The 14,546-nt window shown below is 65.0% G+C and carries 14 protein-coding genes and 1 pseudogene; 10 read left to right on the top strand and 5 right to left on the bottom strand.

Annotation, left to right across the window (positions count from 1 at the left end; genetic code table 11):
- Nucleotides 1-16 precede the first annotated feature (16 nt).
- The 5 genes from AB7008_RS39480 to AB7008_RS39460 all read left to right on the top strand — a co-directional run bounded on the left by AB7008_RS39480 (nucleotide 17) and on the right by AB7008_RS39460 (nucleotide 3,919).
- Nucleotides 17-805 (top strand): SDR family oxidoreductase, encoded by a 789-nt coding sequence (locus tag AB7008_RS39480; RefSeq protein ID WP_441260551.1) that lies wholly within the window; start codon nucleotides 17-19, stop codon nucleotides 803-805.
- Nucleotides 805-1,623 carry an alpha/beta fold hydrolase gene (locus AB7008_RS39475; RefSeq protein WP_441260550.1) on the top strand — a complete coding sequence of 273 codons (819 nt, stop codon included), beginning with the start codon at nucleotides 805-807 and terminating at the stop codon, nucleotides 1,621-1,623. The genes AB7008_RS39480 and AB7008_RS39475 overlap by 1 nt, the downstream gene beginning before the upstream one ends.
- A gap of 88 nt (nucleotides 1,624-1,711) precedes the next feature.
- A complete protein-coding gene (locus AB7008_RS39470) occupies nucleotides 1,712-2,503 on the top strand; it encodes a fumarylacetoacetate hydrolase family protein (protein ID WP_441260549.1) in 792 nt (263 codons plus the stop codon).
- Between the two features lie 55 nt (nucleotides 2,504-2,558).
- The gene (locus AB7008_RS39465; protein WP_441260548.1) at nucleotides 2,559-3,350 is read left to right on the top strand and encodes a transporter substrate-binding domain-containing protein; all 792 of its coding nucleotides are present in this window, start codon (nucleotides 2,559-2,561) and stop codon (nucleotides 3,348-3,350) included.
- A gap of 152 nt (nucleotides 3,351-3,502) precedes the next feature.
- A complete protein-coding gene (locus tag AB7008_RS39460; protein ID WP_041953121.1) occupies nucleotides 3,503-3,919 on the top strand; it encodes a hypothetical protein in 417 nt (138 codons plus the stop codon).
- 10 nt (nucleotides 3,920-3,929) lie between these two features.
- Here AB7008_RS39460 and AB7008_RS39455 read toward each other — a convergent pair whose 3' ends face one another.
- From AB7008_RS39455 to AB7008_RS39440, 4 genes and pseudogenes are all read right to left on the bottom strand, one after another.
- On the bottom strand, nucleotides 3,930-4,673 hold the full coding sequence (locus tag AB7008_RS39455; RefSeq protein WP_304491210.1) for an IclR family transcriptional regulator: 744 nt from the start codon (nucleotides 4,671-4,673) through the stop codon (nucleotides 3,930-3,932).
- A 17-nt stretch (nucleotides 4,674-4,690) separates the two neighbouring features.
- Nucleotides 4,691-5,542 (bottom strand): HpcH/HpaI aldolase/citrate lyase family protein, encoded by an 852-nt coding sequence (locus AB7008_RS39450; RefSeq protein WP_304491209.1) that lies wholly within the window; start codon nucleotides 5,540-5,542, stop codon nucleotides 4,691-4,693.
- A pseudogene (locus AB7008_RS39445) lies at nucleotides 5,542-6,009 on the bottom strand (MaoC family dehydratase); the annotation flags it as partial. The pseudogene AB7008_RS39445 and the gene AB7008_RS39450, both read right to left, overlap by 1 nt.
- 30 nt (nucleotides 6,010-6,039) lie before the next feature.
- A complete protein-coding gene (locus AB7008_RS39440; RefSeq protein ID WP_304491208.1) occupies nucleotides 6,040-7,242 on the bottom strand; it encodes a CaiB/BaiF CoA transferase family protein in 1,203 nt (400 codons plus the stop codon).
- Between the two features lie 227 nt (nucleotides 7,243-7,469).
- Here AB7008_RS39440 and AB7008_RS39435 point away from each other — a divergent pair, with 227 nt between their 5' ends.
- The 5 genes from AB7008_RS39435 to AB7008_RS39415 all read left to right on the top strand — a co-directional run bounded on the left by AB7008_RS39435 (nucleotide 7,470) and on the right by AB7008_RS39415 (nucleotide 12,937).
- Complete coding sequence (locus tag AB7008_RS39435; RefSeq protein WP_304491207.1) at nucleotides 7,470-8,498, top strand: TRAP transporter substrate-binding protein; 1,029 nt, start codon at nucleotides 7,470-7,472, stop codon at nucleotides 8,496-8,498.
- Between the two features lie 40 nt (nucleotides 8,499-8,538).
- Entirely contained in the window at nucleotides 8,539-9,093 is a 555-nt protein-coding gene (locus tag AB7008_RS39430) for a TRAP transporter small permease (RefSeq protein ID WP_208069839.1), read from the top strand.
- 12 nt (nucleotides 9,094-9,105) lie between these two features.
- Nucleotides 9,106-10,395, top strand: coding sequence for a TRAP transporter large permease (locus AB7008_RS39425; RefSeq protein ID WP_028160685.1), 1,290 nt, complete (start codon nucleotides 9,106-9,108; stop codon nucleotides 10,393-10,395).
- 111 nt (nucleotides 10,396-10,506) lie between these two features.
- Nucleotides 10,507-11,673, top strand: a complete 1,167-nt coding sequence (locus AB7008_RS39420) for an acyl-CoA dehydrogenase family protein (RefSeq protein WP_014492761.1) — start codon at nucleotides 10,507-10,509, stop codon at nucleotides 11,671-11,673.
- Nucleotides 11,674-11,704: 31 nt separating this feature from the next.
- A complete protein-coding gene (locus AB7008_RS39415) occupies nucleotides 11,705-12,937 on the top strand; it encodes an acetyl-CoA hydrolase/transferase family protein (RefSeq protein ID WP_304491205.1) in 1,233 nt (410 codons plus the stop codon).
- A gap of 30 nt (nucleotides 12,938-12,967) precedes the next feature.
- On the opposite strand, the gene AB7008_RS39410 is transcribed toward AB7008_RS39415, so the two are convergent.
- The gene (locus tag AB7008_RS39410; protein ID WP_304491204.1) at nucleotides 12,968-14,539 is read right to left on the bottom strand and encodes an AMP-binding protein; all 1,572 of its coding nucleotides are present in this window, start codon (nucleotides 14,537-14,539) and stop codon (nucleotides 12,968-12,970) included.
- Nucleotides 14,540-14,546: the final 7 nt, after the last annotated feature.

Below are 14,546 nucleotides of genomic sequence, written 5' to 3'. Positions count from 1 at the left end.
GAGTTAGGGTAGCGTCATGGATCTGAATCTGGGCGGCAAGGTTGCCGTCGTCACCGGCGGCAGCATCGGCATCGGCCGTGCCATTGCCGCCGAACTCGCGCGCGAGCAGGCGCATGTCGTCATCGTCGCGCGCGACGCCGAGCGGCTTGCGGCGTCGGCGCAGGAGATGTCGCGGGACACCGGCCGGCGCGTGATCGCCTGTGCCGGCGACATGACCAAGCCCGACGACATCTCGCGCGCGATGGACACCGCGCGCGAGGCTTTTGGCCGGATCGACATCCTCGTCAACAACGCCGGCGCCTCGCCGATGGGCCGCATCGCGGAGACACCTGATGCGACCTGGGCCAAGTCGATCGAGCTGAAGCTGCTGGGCTACATGCGGTGTGCGCGCAATGTCCTGCCGGAAATGCGCGACCGCCGTTGGGGCCGCGTCATCAACATCATCGGCCGCAGCGGCCACCAGCCGCGCGCGGCCTATATGGCGGGCGGCGCGGTCAACGCGGCGCTGCTCAACTTCACGCTGGCGCTCGCCGAGGAATGCGCGCCGGACAATGTGCTGGTCACCGGCGTCAATCCCGGACCAGTGCAGACCGATCGCTGGGACAGCCTGATCTCGCAAGGAGCCGCCAGCTCCGGGCAGGATCAGGGCGCGACCAATGCCGCGGCCATCGCTTCGGTGCCGCTCGGCCGCGTCGGGCAGCCGCACGAGGTGTCCGGCATCGTCGCGTTCCTCTGTTCAGACCGCGCGTCCTTCATTACTGGTACCTGCATCAATGTCGATGGCGGTGGAACGAGGTGTATCTGATGGCTAGCGAACTGCGGAAGATCGGTGTCAGCGAGGATTGCGAGCTTGCGGTTCGTATCGACGACTATCTGCTGCCGTGGGACGTCAAACCGCCCGTCGTGATGCTGCACGGGCTCGCCGAGAGCGGCGAGGCGTTCCGGCGCTGGGTGCCTTATTTCGCCACGCATCACCTCGTGGTGCGCCCTGACCTGCGCGGCTATGGCGATTCGACGCCGATGCAGGGCGATTATGTCTATCGCTTCGCCGGCCTTGGCGACGACATCATCCGGATGCTGGACGCGCTGAAACTCGACCGCGTCTTCCTGGTCGGCGGCAAGATCGGCGGCACGCTGGCGATGCATCTAACCGCCAAGCACCCGGATCGCGTGATCGCAGTCGCCGCGGTCGGTGCGCCGGCCTCGCTCACCTCGTTCAACGAGCGGGCGCCGACCTGGCGCAAGCAGATCCGCGATCAGGGCGTCGAGCCCTGGGTGCGCGAGACCACGGCCGGCCGCCTCGGCTCCTCGCTGCCGCCGGCGGCGCTCGACTGGTGGATCAAGCTGATGTCGAAGACCAAGGCTTCGACGTTGGAAGCGTTTTTGCAGATGGTGCCGACGGTGGATGTGACCGGAGAGCTTCCTGCGATCAAGCGCCCGGCGCTGGTGATCACCACGACCGGCTCGGGGCTCGGCAGCGTCGATTCCGTCAAGGCGTGGCAGGAGACGATTCCGGGCTCGAAGCTCGAGGTGCTGCCCGGCGATTCCTACCACGTCGCCGCGACTGACCCGGACGCTTGCGCGCAAAAAGTTCGCGCGTTCTTCGATCGCGTCGCGACTTAAGACGTACAGGGCGGGCCATTGGCCCGCCCTCCATTTGGCTCTATGACTGGCGTTCAGAAAAGAAACGACGAAATCAGGGAGTGAAGCCATGACAAAAACCACGCGACGCAGCGTGCTCACGGCCGCCGCCGCGATGACTGCAGCAGGCCTTACTGAGGCGGCGCCGGCTTCGGCGCAGGCCGCACCCAAGCCGATCTTCCCGGTGCCGATGGTCGCGATCCCGATCGTCGGCGAGACGAGTGTGTTCCAGGTCCGCCGCATCTACTGTATCGGCCGCAACTATGCGGCGCACGCCATCGAGCGCGGCTCGGATCCGAACCGCGAGCCGCCGTTCTTCTTCCAGAAGCCGACCGACGCGATCCAGAACGTCGCGGTCGGCGAGGTTGCCGACCATCCCTATCCGTCGCTGACCAAGAACTATCACCACGAGGTCGAACTGGTCGCCGCGCTGAAATCGGGAGGCACCAACATCCCGGCCGACAAGGCACTCGACCATGTCTATGGCTACGCGCTCGGCCTCGACATGACCCGGCGCGATCTCCAGAACGGCATGGCCGCGGAAAAGAAGCCTTGGGAGATCGGCAAGAGTTTTGACCACGCCGCGGTGATTGGCCCTATCCACCCCGTGAGCAAGACCGGCCACTTCGAGAAGGGCGCAATTTCGCTGGCGATCAACGGGACGGTGAAGCAGAGCTCGGATCTCAGCAAGATGATCTGGAGCGTGGCCGAGCAGATCGCAAAGCTGTCGGAAGCGTTCGAGCTGAAGGCCGGCGACATCATCTATTCCGGCACGCCGGAGAATGTCGGCCCGGTGGTGAAGGGCGACGTGCTCTTGTGCAAGCTCGAGGGCCTGCCCGATATGTCGATCAAGATCGTGTAGTTCTTTACCTCTCCCCGCTTGCGGGGAGAGGTCGGATCGCCCTTGGAGGCGCAAAATGTTGCGGCGTGGTCTGATTGCTGCGTTGGGCTTGGTCTTCACCATGACCTCCATTCCCAGCTTGAAAGCCGAAGGCCCCGTCGACATCGCGCCGACGGGAGCGCTCCGCGTGGCGGTGGCCGTCGGCCCGGCCGCGTCGGCCTTCTGGACCACGCGCGATCCTTCCACCGGAAAGCCGCGCGGCGTTACCGTCGAGCTCGCCAGGGCCGCCGCTGACAAGCTGCACGTTCCGCTCCAGCTCGTCGAATATCAGAGCTCCGACGAGATCGCCGCGGCCAGCAGCAAGGACGTCTGGGATCTCTCCTTCATGCCGGCGGACGTCAAACGCGAACAGTTCGTGGACCAGGGCCCCGCTTACGTCGCCTATATGAGCGGCTATCTCGTGCGCGCCGGTTCGGACGTCGGCTCGGTTGCGGACGTCGATCGCGCCGGCATGCGGGTCGGCTGCATCGAAGGGACATCGACGTCACGTACGGTCGAGAAGTCGCTGAAGCAGGCGAAGCTGACAAAGTTCGTGAAGCCCGAAGAGGCGGCCGAATTGATCGGCAAGGGGCAGCTCGATGCTCTGCCGATGGGCATGGGAGCTCTGGAAGACCTTTCGCGCAAACTGCCCGGAACCAAGGTGTTGGATGAGGTGATCCAATCGACCGGCGTGGTCGTGGTCGTTCCCAAAGGCAAGGCCGTGGCGAAGGCCTGGGCGGCGCGCTTCCTGGATGAAGCCAAGGTCGACGGCACCGTGCGTCGTGCGCTCGATGGTAACGGATTTACCAGCGACAAGATCGCGCCGTAGTTGCGCCGAACTGCGTCCGCTGGAACCGCGACTGGCGGCGCGGGCCTTTGAATTGCCGGAGTTCCGTCGGCCTTTGCCTCGTGTTGGGCAACGAACAAACCTCGTGCGGCCATATTTGAGTAAGAGTGATCTCCCGAGATGGAGGCGCTCCGATGAAGAAAGTTTTGATCACTGCGGTCGTGCTGCTGGCTGGCGTGCCTGCGAGCGCCGTTGCGCAGGAGCGCGCTGGTGCTGCGGCGATCGGCGCCGTGTCCGGGGCCGTCGTGCTCGGTCCGGTCGGTGCGGTCGCGGGCGCAGTGATTGGCTATACCGCCGGTCCTTCAATCGCGAGGTCATGGGGCGTGAGAGGTTCGCGGTCGGCAAGACAGCAGCAGCCGCCACGCCGCGAGGCGTACCGCGCAGCCGCGACCGGCGCTCCGCCGCGCGCACGTGAGGCGATGAATGCCAACGGCCAGATCGGAGCTGCCAGCAATCCGCCGGCTCAAGCCGCGCCCCCGGTGCAGCCAGTTCAAGCTGCCCCGGCTCCGCCGGCGGAGACTTCGACCCCGCCCGTTCAGGGACTCGAATGAGGTTCCGGCTCTAGGCCGCGGTCGTCTTCGGCCGCAGCCGCTCGACGGTCCGTGCAATCAGCGCGGCCACCTCCGGCACTTTTGGACCAATGCGAAATTCCGGCCCTGCGACGACGACGGAGAGCCGGCGATCACCAATTGGCAGCGGGATCGCCGCGCCGGCGAGGTCGCGGCTGTAATCGGCGAAGCTCTGGCAGTAGCCGCGCGCGATCGAATTGCGCAGCTCGATCTCGACCGCCTCGATGCTGATCGGCGTCGAGGGCCCGTATTGCTTGAATTCGATCTTGCGATAGACGGAGTCGCGTTCTTCCTGCGAATATTGCAGCAGCAGGGCGCGACCACTCGCGGTCGCGTGGATCGGCACGCGGTGGCCGATGGTCGCGAAATAGCGGATCGCGGCCTGGGATTCGACGACGTCGATGAACACGGCCATCACGCCGGCCGGCGCCACGATGGATGCAGTCTCGCCGGTCTCCGCGGAGAGATCGGTGATCAGCTGATGCGTCCACGGCGGCAGCGGCTCGACCTCGGAGATCATTCGCGCCATCGCCAGCCATCGCGGCGTCGGATAGAAGCCGGCACGCGGCCGCGGCTCGTAGAGATAGCCCTTCTCCGAGAGCGTCGCGAGCAGGTTGAAGGTCGACGAGCGCGGCCAGCCGAAATGATCAGCGATCTCGGCAAGCGTCGCCGGCTTCCTCGTTTGCGCGAAGAATTCCATGATCTCCAGGACGTTGGCGGCTTGGCGAACGATCATGGTGGCGGCGTTCCGATCTAGGGCTGGCCAAGGATCTTCTTCGCGGCGCGAAGATGCGGCTTGTCGATCATCTGGCCGTCGAGACGCAGCGTGCCGGAGTTCGGATTGCTCGCGAATGCGGCGATCACCTTTTCCGCCCAGGTGCGCTCAGCCTCGGTCGGCTCGAATGCCGCGTTGACGACGTCGACATGTTTCGGATGGATCAGCGCCTTCGCCGAAAAGCCGTCGCGCCGCGCGGCGCGCGTTTCCTGCTCGAGGCCGGCGAGGTTGTCGATATCGGTATAGACGGTGTCGATCGGCGCGACCTCGGCTGCGGCCGCCGCCATCAGGCAGAGATCGCGCGCGAGGCGGTAGGGGCTGTGGAACACGCCGCCCGAGGCCTTCTCGGTAGCGCCGAGCGAAGCCGAGAGATCCTCCGCGCCCCACATCAATCCGGCGAGGCGAGGGGAGCAGTTCTTGTAGCTGCCGAGACCGAAGATCGAGCTGGCGGTTTCGGTCGCGACGCAAACGATGCGGGTCGCGCCGACCGTGATGCCGGCCGCTGCTTCCAGGGCTTCGAGCCAGGTTGCGACCTGCCGCACGTCGTCGCCGCCTTGCGATTTCGGCAGCACGATGCCGTCGGGCTTGCCGGGCATCACCGCGGCGAGATCGGTGAGCGTCAGGCCGGTGTCGAGCGCGTTGACGCGGACATAGAGCTGATGCGGGCCGGGGCGGCCCTTCAGCATCGCAAGCGTCAGCCTGCGCGCTTCCGGCTTCTTCTCGGTGACGACGGAATCCTCGAGATCGATGATCAGCGCGTCGGCCTTGCCTTCGCTCGCCTTCTCGAATTTGCGCGGGGAATCCCCCGGCACGAACAGCATCGAACGCATCAGACCGGCCTCTTGTGCATCATCGCCATGCGGCGGCATTTGCCGACGATCTCGTCGTTCTGGTTCAAGGCGTGGTGCTCGAACTCGACGATACCCGCTCTCGGGCGCGATTTGGATTCCCTCAACGAAAGCACCTTCGTCGTCGCCCGCAAGGTGTCGCCATGGAAGACCGGTTTTGGGAACGTGACGTCGGTCATGCCGAGATTGGCAACGGTGGTCCCCATGGTCGTATCATAGACCGTCATGCCGATCATGATGCCGAGGGTGTAAAGGCTGTTGAAAATGCGCTGGCCGAACTCGGTCTTTTCAGCGAAATGCGCGTCGATATGCAGCGGCTGCGGGTTGAGCGTCAGCAGGCTGAACATGGTGTTGTCCATCTCCGTGACGGTCCGGGTCAGCGGATGCCTGAACTCCTGGCCCACGGAAAAGTCCTCGAAATAAAGTCCGGCCATCGCGGTTTCCTCCCTGTATCGCTGCGATTCTGGCCAGCGCTGCCGTTAGGGCGGCGCGGCCAGGTGAACTGCTTCTTGCTCTGCGAGCTGCTCGATTTCCTCGGTCGAGAAGCCGGCCTCGCGCAAAATGTCGCGGCCATGCTGGCCGAGCGTCGGTGCGGGGCCGGCGGCTTCCGGCTGGGTTACGCTCCAGGTGGAGGGCACACGCATCTGGCGGATCCGGCCCTCGACGGGATGATCGACGGTCCTGAAGAAGTCGATCGCTTGGAGATGCGGATCTTCGAGGATTGTCTCCAGCGTATGCATCGGCATCACCGGAATGTCGGCGCGCTCCAGCAGATCGCGCCATTCTGCGGTGGTGCGTGTGAGGAAGATGTGGCCGATCTCCTCATAGATCTCGTCGATATGCTTCGTCCGCGCGGCGTGGTTGGCGAAGCGGGGCTGATCGAGGAAATGCGGCTGCCCGATCGCCTCGAAGAAGCTGCGCCAGTGCTTGTCGTTGTAGATCAGCACGCAGAGATAGCCATCGCTGGTCTTGTAGGGGCGGCGATAGCGCGACAGCAGGCGGGCGTAGCCGCCATGGTCGAGCGGCGGATCGTAGGTCAGTCCACCCAGATGATCGACCAGCACGAACTCCGTCATCGATTCGAACATCGGCACGTCGATGCGCTGGCCGACGCCGGTGCGGCTCTGATGCATCAACCCGCCCATGATCGCATTGACCAGCATCAGGCCGACGATGCGGTCGGCGATGGTGACGGGGACGTAGCGCGGCGTGCCATCGCCGGCCGCCGCAAGCAGCGTCGGAATGGTGGCCGCGCCCTGGATCAGATCGTCGTAGGCGGGCTTTGCGGCATAGGGCCCGGACTGGCCGTAGCCGAACGCGCCGACATAGACGAGCGCGGGATTGATTTCGCGAAGTGTCTCGTAGTCGAGGCCGAGCCGCGCCATTGCCTGTGGGCGCACATTGTAGACGAGCGCGTTGGCGTGCTTCGCGAGCCGTAGCAAGGTGCCGCGGCCTTCCGTCTTCTTCAGGTCGAGCACGATGCTGCGCTTGCCGCGATTGGCATTGAGGAACATCCCGCCCATGCCGGGCGTGCGGCCGGGACCGATCTGGCGAACGATGTCGCCCTCGGGGCTTTCGACCTTGATCACGTCGGCGCCCATGTCCGCCAGCACCTGGGTGCCGTAGGGGCCCATCAGCACCGAGGTCAGGTCGAGAATGGTGAAGCCGGCGAGCGGTCCCATGAGGCCTCGTTGGGTAAATTCATATACGTGGAGTTAGAGTTCATAAAGCGGCCGTGTCAATTCGGCGGCTCCGGGGTGTGGCGCATAGCTCCATGCATAGTTCATATACTTGACAGATAAATTCACATATATGTACATTTTTTTAAGCAAGAAATAGAGCGAGGGCCGGACGGTGCCGCAGCAATTCGCTGCCGCGTTCGGCGTGGGGACGCGTCAAGGAGAACGACATGAAGAAGAATCTGGTCCGGGCCGCAGCGGTGCTCGCTCTCTCGCTGCCGGTCTCGACGCTGCAGGCGCAGGCCCTGGAGCTGAAGGTCGCCGATAGCTTCCCCGCAGGTCACTATCTCGTCCGCTTGATGCTGAAGCCCTGGATGGACGACGTCACCAGACGCACCAACGGCGCGGTGACCTTCACCTATTATCCGAACCAGCAGATCGGCAAGGCCGCCGACATGTTACGGCTGACCCAGTCCGGCGTGGTCGACATCGGCTACATCGGGCCGTCCTATGTCTCCGACAAGATGCCGCTGTCGGAGGTCGCGCAATTGCCGGGCGCGTTCGCAACCAGCTGCCAGGGCACGCTCGCTTATTGGAAGACCGCGCGTGAAGGCATTCTCGCCAAGCAGGAATACGCGCCGAACAGGATCAAGCTGCTGCTCGCCGTCGTGTTGCCGCCCTATCAGGTGTGGACCGTCAAGTCGAAGGTGGAAACCACCAAGGACATGCAGGGCCTGAAGCTGCGCACCACGGGCGGCGCGCAGGACCTGACGCTGCGTGCGCTCAGTGCCGTGCCGGTGCGCATGGCTGCGCCCGATGCCTATGAGTCGCTGTCGCGCGGCACGATGGACGGCCTGCTGTTCCCGCTCGACAGCGTCGTCTCCTACGGCCTCGACAAGCTGGTCAAGCACGCCACCGAAGGCGTCAGCTTCGGCAGCTTCATCGTCGCCTATTCCATCAACCAGTCGGTCTGGGACAAGCTGCCCGACGACGTGAAGAAGGCGATGAACGAGGCTTCGGAGGCGATTACTCCGCAGGCCTGCGCCGGCGTCGAAAAGGAAGGCGAAGTCACCAAGAAGCAAATGCAGGACGAAGGCATCAGCTTCGAGCCGGTGCCGGAGGCGACGCGCACGGAGATCAAGGACAAGCTCAAGGGCGTCGGCAAGGAGTGGGCGAGCGGGCTCGACAGCCGCGGCAAGCAGGCGTCTGCCGCGCTGAAGGAGTTCGACGATCTGCTCGCCGCCGGCGGCGCCAAGTAGAGCGCCAGATAGTCCGACATCCAACAGGGAGGCGCTAGAGGTGATCAAACGGGCAGGAGATGTGCTCGGCGCGCTGGAGCGCGCGCTGACGGTGATCGCGGTGGTGTTCATGTTCGTGATCATGCTGCTGGTGGTGGCCGACGTGTTCATGCGTTACGCGCTGAACAGCCCTTTCTCCTTCACCTATGATCTGATCGGGCTCTATCTCCTCGCCGGCGTATTCTTCTTCACGCTGTCGGATGCGTTGCGCGAGCATGTCCATGTCGGCGTCGACATCCTCCTGTCGCGCTTCTCGCTGACCGGGCGACGGTTGTCCGAGATCGTCACGGCGCTCGCCGGCCTGTTCGTGTTCATCCTGATCTGCAAGGTCGGCTTCGAGCGCGCGCTGGAGAACTACGAGCAGCACGACGTGCTCTCCGGCGCGATCCCCTGGCCGACCTGGATTTCGGCTGCGCTGGTGCCGTTCGGTTGCGGCGTGCTGGTGCTGCGGCTGGCGCTGCAGCTCGTCGGCAATGTGCTGAGCCTCGTCAGCGGCCGCGATCTCTATCCGCTGCCGCCGGTGACCGGCGTCGGCGAAGCACGCGGCTTCGAGTAACGGCAGGCCTGCATGACCCCTTTCATCGTTCTCGCCCTGCTGTTCGGCCTGCTCGCACTCGGCACGCCCGTCGGTTTCGCCATGGCCTTCTCCGGCTCGGTCGGCCTCGTGATGGTCGGTGGATGGGGCACGCTGCTCGGCATCCTGCAAACCGCGCCGCTCTCGACCGTCTCGTCCTACGAGCTGATCACCATTCCGATGTTCCTGCTGATGGCGGATCTCGTGCTGCTGTCGGGTGTCGCAGACGATCTGTTCAAGACCGCTTCGGCCTGGGTCGGCCGCATTCCCGGCGGCCTCGGAATGGCGACCGCGCTCGCCGGCGCCGGTTTTGGTGCGATCTGCGGTACCTCGACCGCCTCGGCCGCGACGCTGTCCTCGACCAGCCTGCCGGCGATGATCCGCCAGGGCTACGAGCCGAAGATGGCCGCCGGCGTGGTCGCGATCTCGGGTACGCTGTCGATGCTGCTGCCGACCAGCGTCGCGCTCGTCATCTTCGGCCTGCTGGCCGAAGTGAACATCGGCAAGCTGCTGATCAGCGGCATCATCCCGGCGATCCTGGTGACGTTCACCATCATGGCCACGATCTATTTCCTGGTCTGGCAGGACCCTTCGCGCGCGCCGGCTGCGAAGTCGGTGCCATGGCGCGAGAAATTCGCGCTGCTGTGGCAGGTCTCGCCGATGGTGGTGCTGTTCTCGATCGTGACCGGCACGATCTATCTCGGCGTCGCGACGCCGACGGAGGCCTCCGCCTTCGGCGCGTTCGGCGCCTTCCTGCTCGCGATCGTCAAGGGCAAGATCACGCCGTCATCGCTCTATGCGACGCTGCTGCGCGCCTGCCACGGCACCTGCATGATCATCATGATCCTGGTCGGTGCCTCGATCTTCGGTTACTTCTTCACGCTCACCCATGTCACACAGGACCTCGTCGCCTGGATCGGCAGCCTGCCGGCCTCGCGCTGGGTGATCATCACATTGATCCTGTGCGGCTACATCGTGCTCGGCTCGTTCATGGACCAGATCGCAATCCTGGTGCTGACCGTGCCGATCGTGCTGCCGCTGATCAAGACGCTCGGCTTCGATCCGATCTGGTTCGGTGTCATCAAGATCGTCACCGCCGAGGTCGGCATGATCACGCCGCCGGTGGGGCTCAACTGCTTCATCGTCGCCCGCTATGCCAAGCGGCCGGTCGCGGAAGTGTTCCACGGTACCTTCCCGCATTTCATCGCGCACCTGATCGCAATCGCGATTCTGGTGGCGTTTCCGTCTATCATCCTCTGGCTGCCCTCGCAGATGGGGCGCTAGGCACCACAGCATGATCCGGAAAAGTGTCCTGCGGCTTTCCGAAGATCATGCCCAACCAAAGAACTCGAGCGCAATGTCATTGCGCTTGAGAGCCTCCACAAGGAGACCATCATGGATTTCGCGCTCACCGATCAGCAGGAAGCCATTCGCGATGCCATCGCAAAGATCTGCGAAGGTTTTCCCGACGCCTATTGGCTGAAGAAGGACCATGACGGCGGCTTCCCGCACGACTTCCACAAGGCGCTGGCGGACGCCGGCTGGCTCGGCATCTGCGTGCCCGAAGCCTATGGCGGCTCCGGTCTCGGCATCACCGAAGCCGCGATCATGATGCGCACCATCGCGGAATCCGGCGCCGGCATGTCCGGCGCCTCCGCGGTGCACATCAACGTGTTCGGCCTCAATCCCGTCGTCGTGTTCGGCACCGAGGAGCAGCGCAAGCGCATGCTGCCGCCGATGGTCGAGGGCCGCGAGAAGGCCTGCTTCGCCGTCACAGAGCCCAACACCGGCCTCAACACCACCCAGCTCAAGACGCGTGCTGTGGCCAAGAACGACCGCTACATCGTCAACGGCCAGAAAGTGTGGATCTCCACCGCGCAGGTCGCACACAAGATTTTGCTGCTGGCGCGCACCACGCCGCTGGAGGAGGTACGCTCGCCGACCCATGGGCTGAGCCTCTTCTATACCGATTTCGACCGCAAGAAGATCAAGGTCCACGAGATCGAGAAGATGGGCCGCAAGATCGTCGATTCCAACGAGCTGTTCTTCGAGGATTTCGAGATCCCGATGGAGGACCGGATCGGCGAAGAGGGCAAGGGCTTCCAGTACATCCTCGAGGGCATGAACCCGGAGCGGATCCTGATCGCCGCCGAAGCCGTCGGTCTTGGCAAGCTCGCGCTGTCGCGCGCGACCGAATACGCCAAGACGCGCGTGGTGTTCAACCGGCCGATCGGCAAGAACCAGGGCATCCAGCATCCGCTCGCGGTCAACTGGGTCGAGCTCGAGGCGGCCTGGCTGATGGTGATGCAGGCAGCCTGGCAATACGACAAGGGCTTGCCCTGCGGCGCTGGCGCGAACGCCGCGAAATATTTCGCAGGCGAAGCCGGATACCATGCCTGCGAGCAGGCGGTGATGACCCATGGCGGCTTCGGCTACGCCAAGGAGTTCCACGTCGAGCGTTATCTGCGCGAGGTCCTGATCCCGCGCATCGCGCCGGTCAGCCCGCAGCTCGCGCTCAGCTTCATCGCGGAAAAGGTGCTCGGACTGGCGAAGTCTTACTAGTCTTCGCGCGGATCGCTGAGCGGGGACGCCCATGAACCTCGACTTCTCCGGCCTGATCCGGGAGGGCGACCGCGTCGTATGCGGGCAGGCAACGGCTGAGCCGGTCACCCTGACCGAAGCGCTGGTCGCGCAAGCCGCGCATCTGCCGTCGTTCCGCATGATGGTCGGTCCAATGTTCTCCGACACGTTTTCCGCTGCGTGCGCGCCCAGCATCTCGTTCCAGAGCTATGGCGTGATCGGCAATGCGCGGCGGCTTGCGAAAGCAGGGCGGCTCGACGTGATCCCGAGCAACTACAGCGCCTTCTGCGCCGATTTCGCTTCACGGCGCCACCGTGCGGATGTGGTTCTGGTGCAACTCGCCGAGTCCGGCGATGGTCGATTGAGCGCGAGCCTCTCCAACGATTATGTCATCGATGCCGCACGGGGCGCGCGCGTCGTCATCGCCGAGATCAATCCCGATGCGCCTTGGACGTTTGGCGCGGAATGGCCTGCGGACGCGCCGATCCATCTGCGGGTCGCTGCTCGCCGTCCGCCCGTCGAACTGCCGCCGGCGCCGCTGGATGACGCCTCACGAAAAATCGCGTCACATGCGGCGAGCCTGATCGACGACGGCAGCACGCTTCAGTTCGGCGTCGGACGCATTCCGGACGCGATCCTGTCCTCGCTCTCCCATGCGCGCAATCTCGGCATCCATTCCGGTCTGATCAACGACGCCGTCGTCGATCTGATCGAGCGCGGCGCGGTGGCGAATGCGCAGAAGGGGATCGACGCCGGAATCACGGTGACGAATCAGGTGATCGGCACGAAGCGGCTCTATCGCTTCGTGCACGAGAACAAGGCGGTTTCGGTGCGACCGACGTTGTACACGCACGGCCAGAACGTGCTGGCGCGGATCAACCGGCTGGTCGCGATCAACTCGGCGCTCCAGGTCGGGCTCGATGGCAGCGTGAACTCCGAAACGCTTAACGGCGTCGCGATCGGCGCCATCGGCGGGCAGCTCGATTTCGTGCGCGGCGCCAATGCATCGCCCGCGGGCAGGGCGATCATCGCACTGCCGGCGACGGCGTCCGACGGGACCAGCCGCATTGTCGTCAATGTGGAGACCGTGACGACGCCGCGCGCCGACGTCGATGCCATCGTGACCGAATGGGGTATCGCAGAGCTGCGCGGCTGCGGCCTTGCCGAGCGTGCGCGCCGCATGATCGCGATCGCGGCGCCCGGGCACCGCGATGCGCTGTCGGCGCAGCTTGGCGCCGCGCGCTAGAATCTCGCGATCTATCTGAAACAGGCGGGCCTATTCGGCGGCAATCCGTTCCATCGCCATGGCGCGAAGCCGGGCGCGCTGGATTTTCACACCGTTGGCGCTGTCGGTGACGGGGAAAGCGTCGACGACATAAATTCGTGCCGGCACTTTGTAGCCGGCGAGCCGCTCGCGCAGGCGCGCCACCAGCATCTCCGGTTGCGGCGGCTCCTCGGCCGGAATCACGAAGGCGACGCAGCGCGCCTGACCTTTGAGATCGACCGCGACGACCTGGGCGTCGGCAACCCCCGTGCAGGCTTTGAGTTCGTCCTCGATCTCGCCGGGCGCAACCAGGAAGCCGCCGAGCCGCATCGCATCGCCCGCGCGGGTCTCGTAGACGAAGGCGCCGTCGCCGCGCATCCGGCCGATATCGCCGGTGCGGAAGAAGCCGTCGGCGGTAATCGCATCGCGCGTCGCATCCGGGTTGTTGAAATAGCCGAGGAAGCGCGAGGGCGCGCTGATCTCGATCTCGCCGGAGACGCCTTGCGCCGCCAGCTCCCCGGTCTCGGTGTCGCGCACGCGCACCTTCGCGTCGGGAGACATCGGCCAGCCGCCGCCGTCGATGCGATCGGCGAAGGCATCACCGGGGCGGGCAATCGAGAACAGCGCCTGCACCTCGCTCGAACCGTAGAGGCCGAACAGCGGCATGTCGCGCGCCTCGGCCTCCGCGGCGAGCTCGCGCCAGCCGGGCTGGAACGCGGCGAAGCCGCAGACTTCGAGATGCGGGAATGGCCGCGGCGCATCGGCGAGCACGAGGATGCGGCGGAACATCTCGTCGGAGCCGAAGGCGTGCGTGATCTTGTGTTCGCCAAGGACCTTCAACGCCGATGCCGCCTCGAAAGCATCGAGCACATGGATGGTCGCGCCGGCTGCGATGAAGCCGAGCAGGCTGGTCATGCCGAAGGTGCCGCAGAACGGCAGCATGGCCAGCAGCGAATGGCGCTGTGGCGAGAGTTTGAGCGCCTTGGCGACGGAGGCGGCGTGGGTGGCGAGCGTCCGCTGTGAATGCGCGACGAGCTTCGGTCCCTTGGTTGTGCCCGATGTCGTGTAGAGCAGCACCGGCAGATCGACATCGTCCTGCGCCGGCGGCGCGGGCGGATAGGACGTCTCGAACGCATCGAAGCGCGCACAGGGCCAGTGTGCGGGGATAGCATCCCCGCCGACCACCGCGAGCCCTTGCAGCGCAGGCACTTCGTCCCTGCTGATCTCGGCGAGGATGGCGGCAAAATCGATCGAACGGAACGCGGCCTCGACCACCATCAGCCTGGCGCCGGACACCTTGAGCAGATGGCCGACTTCCGCGCTGCGGTAGCGGGTATTGACCGCGGCGACGATCGCACCGCAGCGGGCGGCGGCGAACAGCAGTGCGATCCATTCGACCCGGTTGACCAGCCACGCCGCGACCACGTCGCCCTGGCCGATGCCTTGCGCGGCAAGCCATGCGGCAGTCTGCTCGACCTTCCCGGAGAATTCCGCGCGCGAGACGGGCCTGCCGTCAAACACGAAGGCGGGCTCGGCGCCTTCGGCGCCGATCAGCGATTGAAGCGAAACTTGGTTGACGCTCATGCAACCG

Origin of the sequence: Bradyrhizobium sp. 521_C7_N1_3, assembly GCF_052075975.1 — a bacterium.
Taxonomy (GTDB): domain Bacteria; phylum Pseudomonadota; class Alphaproteobacteria; order Rhizobiales; family Xanthobacteraceae; genus Bradyrhizobium; species Bradyrhizobium japonicum.
Note: the sequence above shows the minus strand (reverse complement) of the source record. Positions and strands in the feature narration are given on the sequence as shown.

Excerpts from the sequence above, each read along its gene's own strand:
- AB7008_RS39480 (WP_441260551.1), top strand. The coding sequence starts at position 17 with ATGGATCTGAATCTGGGCGGCAAGGTTGCCGTCGTCACCGGCGGCAGC.
- AB7008_RS39475 (WP_441260550.1), top strand. The coding sequence starts at position 805 with ATGGCTAGCGAACTGCGGAAGATCGGTGTCAGCGAGGATTGCGAGCTT.
- AB7008_RS39470 (WP_441260549.1), top strand. The coding sequence starts at position 1,712 with ATGACAAAAACCACGCGACGCAGCGTGCTCACGGCCGCCGCCGCGATG.
- AB7008_RS39465 (WP_441260548.1), top strand. The coding sequence starts at position 2,559 with ATGTTGCGGCGTGGTCTGATTGCTGCGTTGGGCTTGGTCTTCACCATG.
- AB7008_RS39460 (WP_041953121.1), top strand. The coding sequence starts at position 3,503 with ATGAAGAAAGTTTTGATCACTGCGGTCGTGCTGCTGGCTGGCGTGCCT.
- AB7008_RS39455 (WP_304491210.1), bottom strand. The coding sequence starts at position 4,673 with ATGATCGTTCGCCAAGCCGCCAACGTCCTGGAGATCATGGAATTCTTC.
- AB7008_RS39450 (WP_304491209.1), bottom strand. The coding sequence starts at position 5,542 with ATGCGTTCGATGCTGTTCGTGCCGGGGGATTCCCCGCGCAAATTCGAG.
- AB7008_RS39440 (WP_304491208.1), bottom strand. The coding sequence starts at position 7,242 with ATGGGACCGCTCGCCGGCTTCACCATTCTCGACCTGACCTCGGTGCTG.
- AB7008_RS39435 (WP_304491207.1), top strand. The coding sequence starts at position 7,470 with ATGAAGAAGAATCTGGTCCGGGCCGCAGCGGTGCTCGCTCTCTCGCTG.
- AB7008_RS39425 (WP_028160685.1), top strand. The coding sequence starts at position 9,106 with ATGACCCCTTTCATCGTTCTCGCCCTGCTGTTCGGCCTGCTCGCACTC.
- AB7008_RS39420 (WP_014492761.1), top strand. The coding sequence starts at position 10,507 with ATGGATTTCGCGCTCACCGATCAGCAGGAAGCCATTCGCGATGCCATC.
- AB7008_RS39415 (WP_304491205.1), top strand. The coding sequence starts at position 11,705 with ATGAACCTCGACTTCTCCGGCCTGATCCGGGAGGGCGACCGCGTCGTA.
- AB7008_RS39410 (WP_304491204.1), bottom strand. The coding sequence starts at position 14,539 with ATGAGCGTCAACCAAGTTTCGCTTCAATCGCTGATCGGCGCCGAAGGC.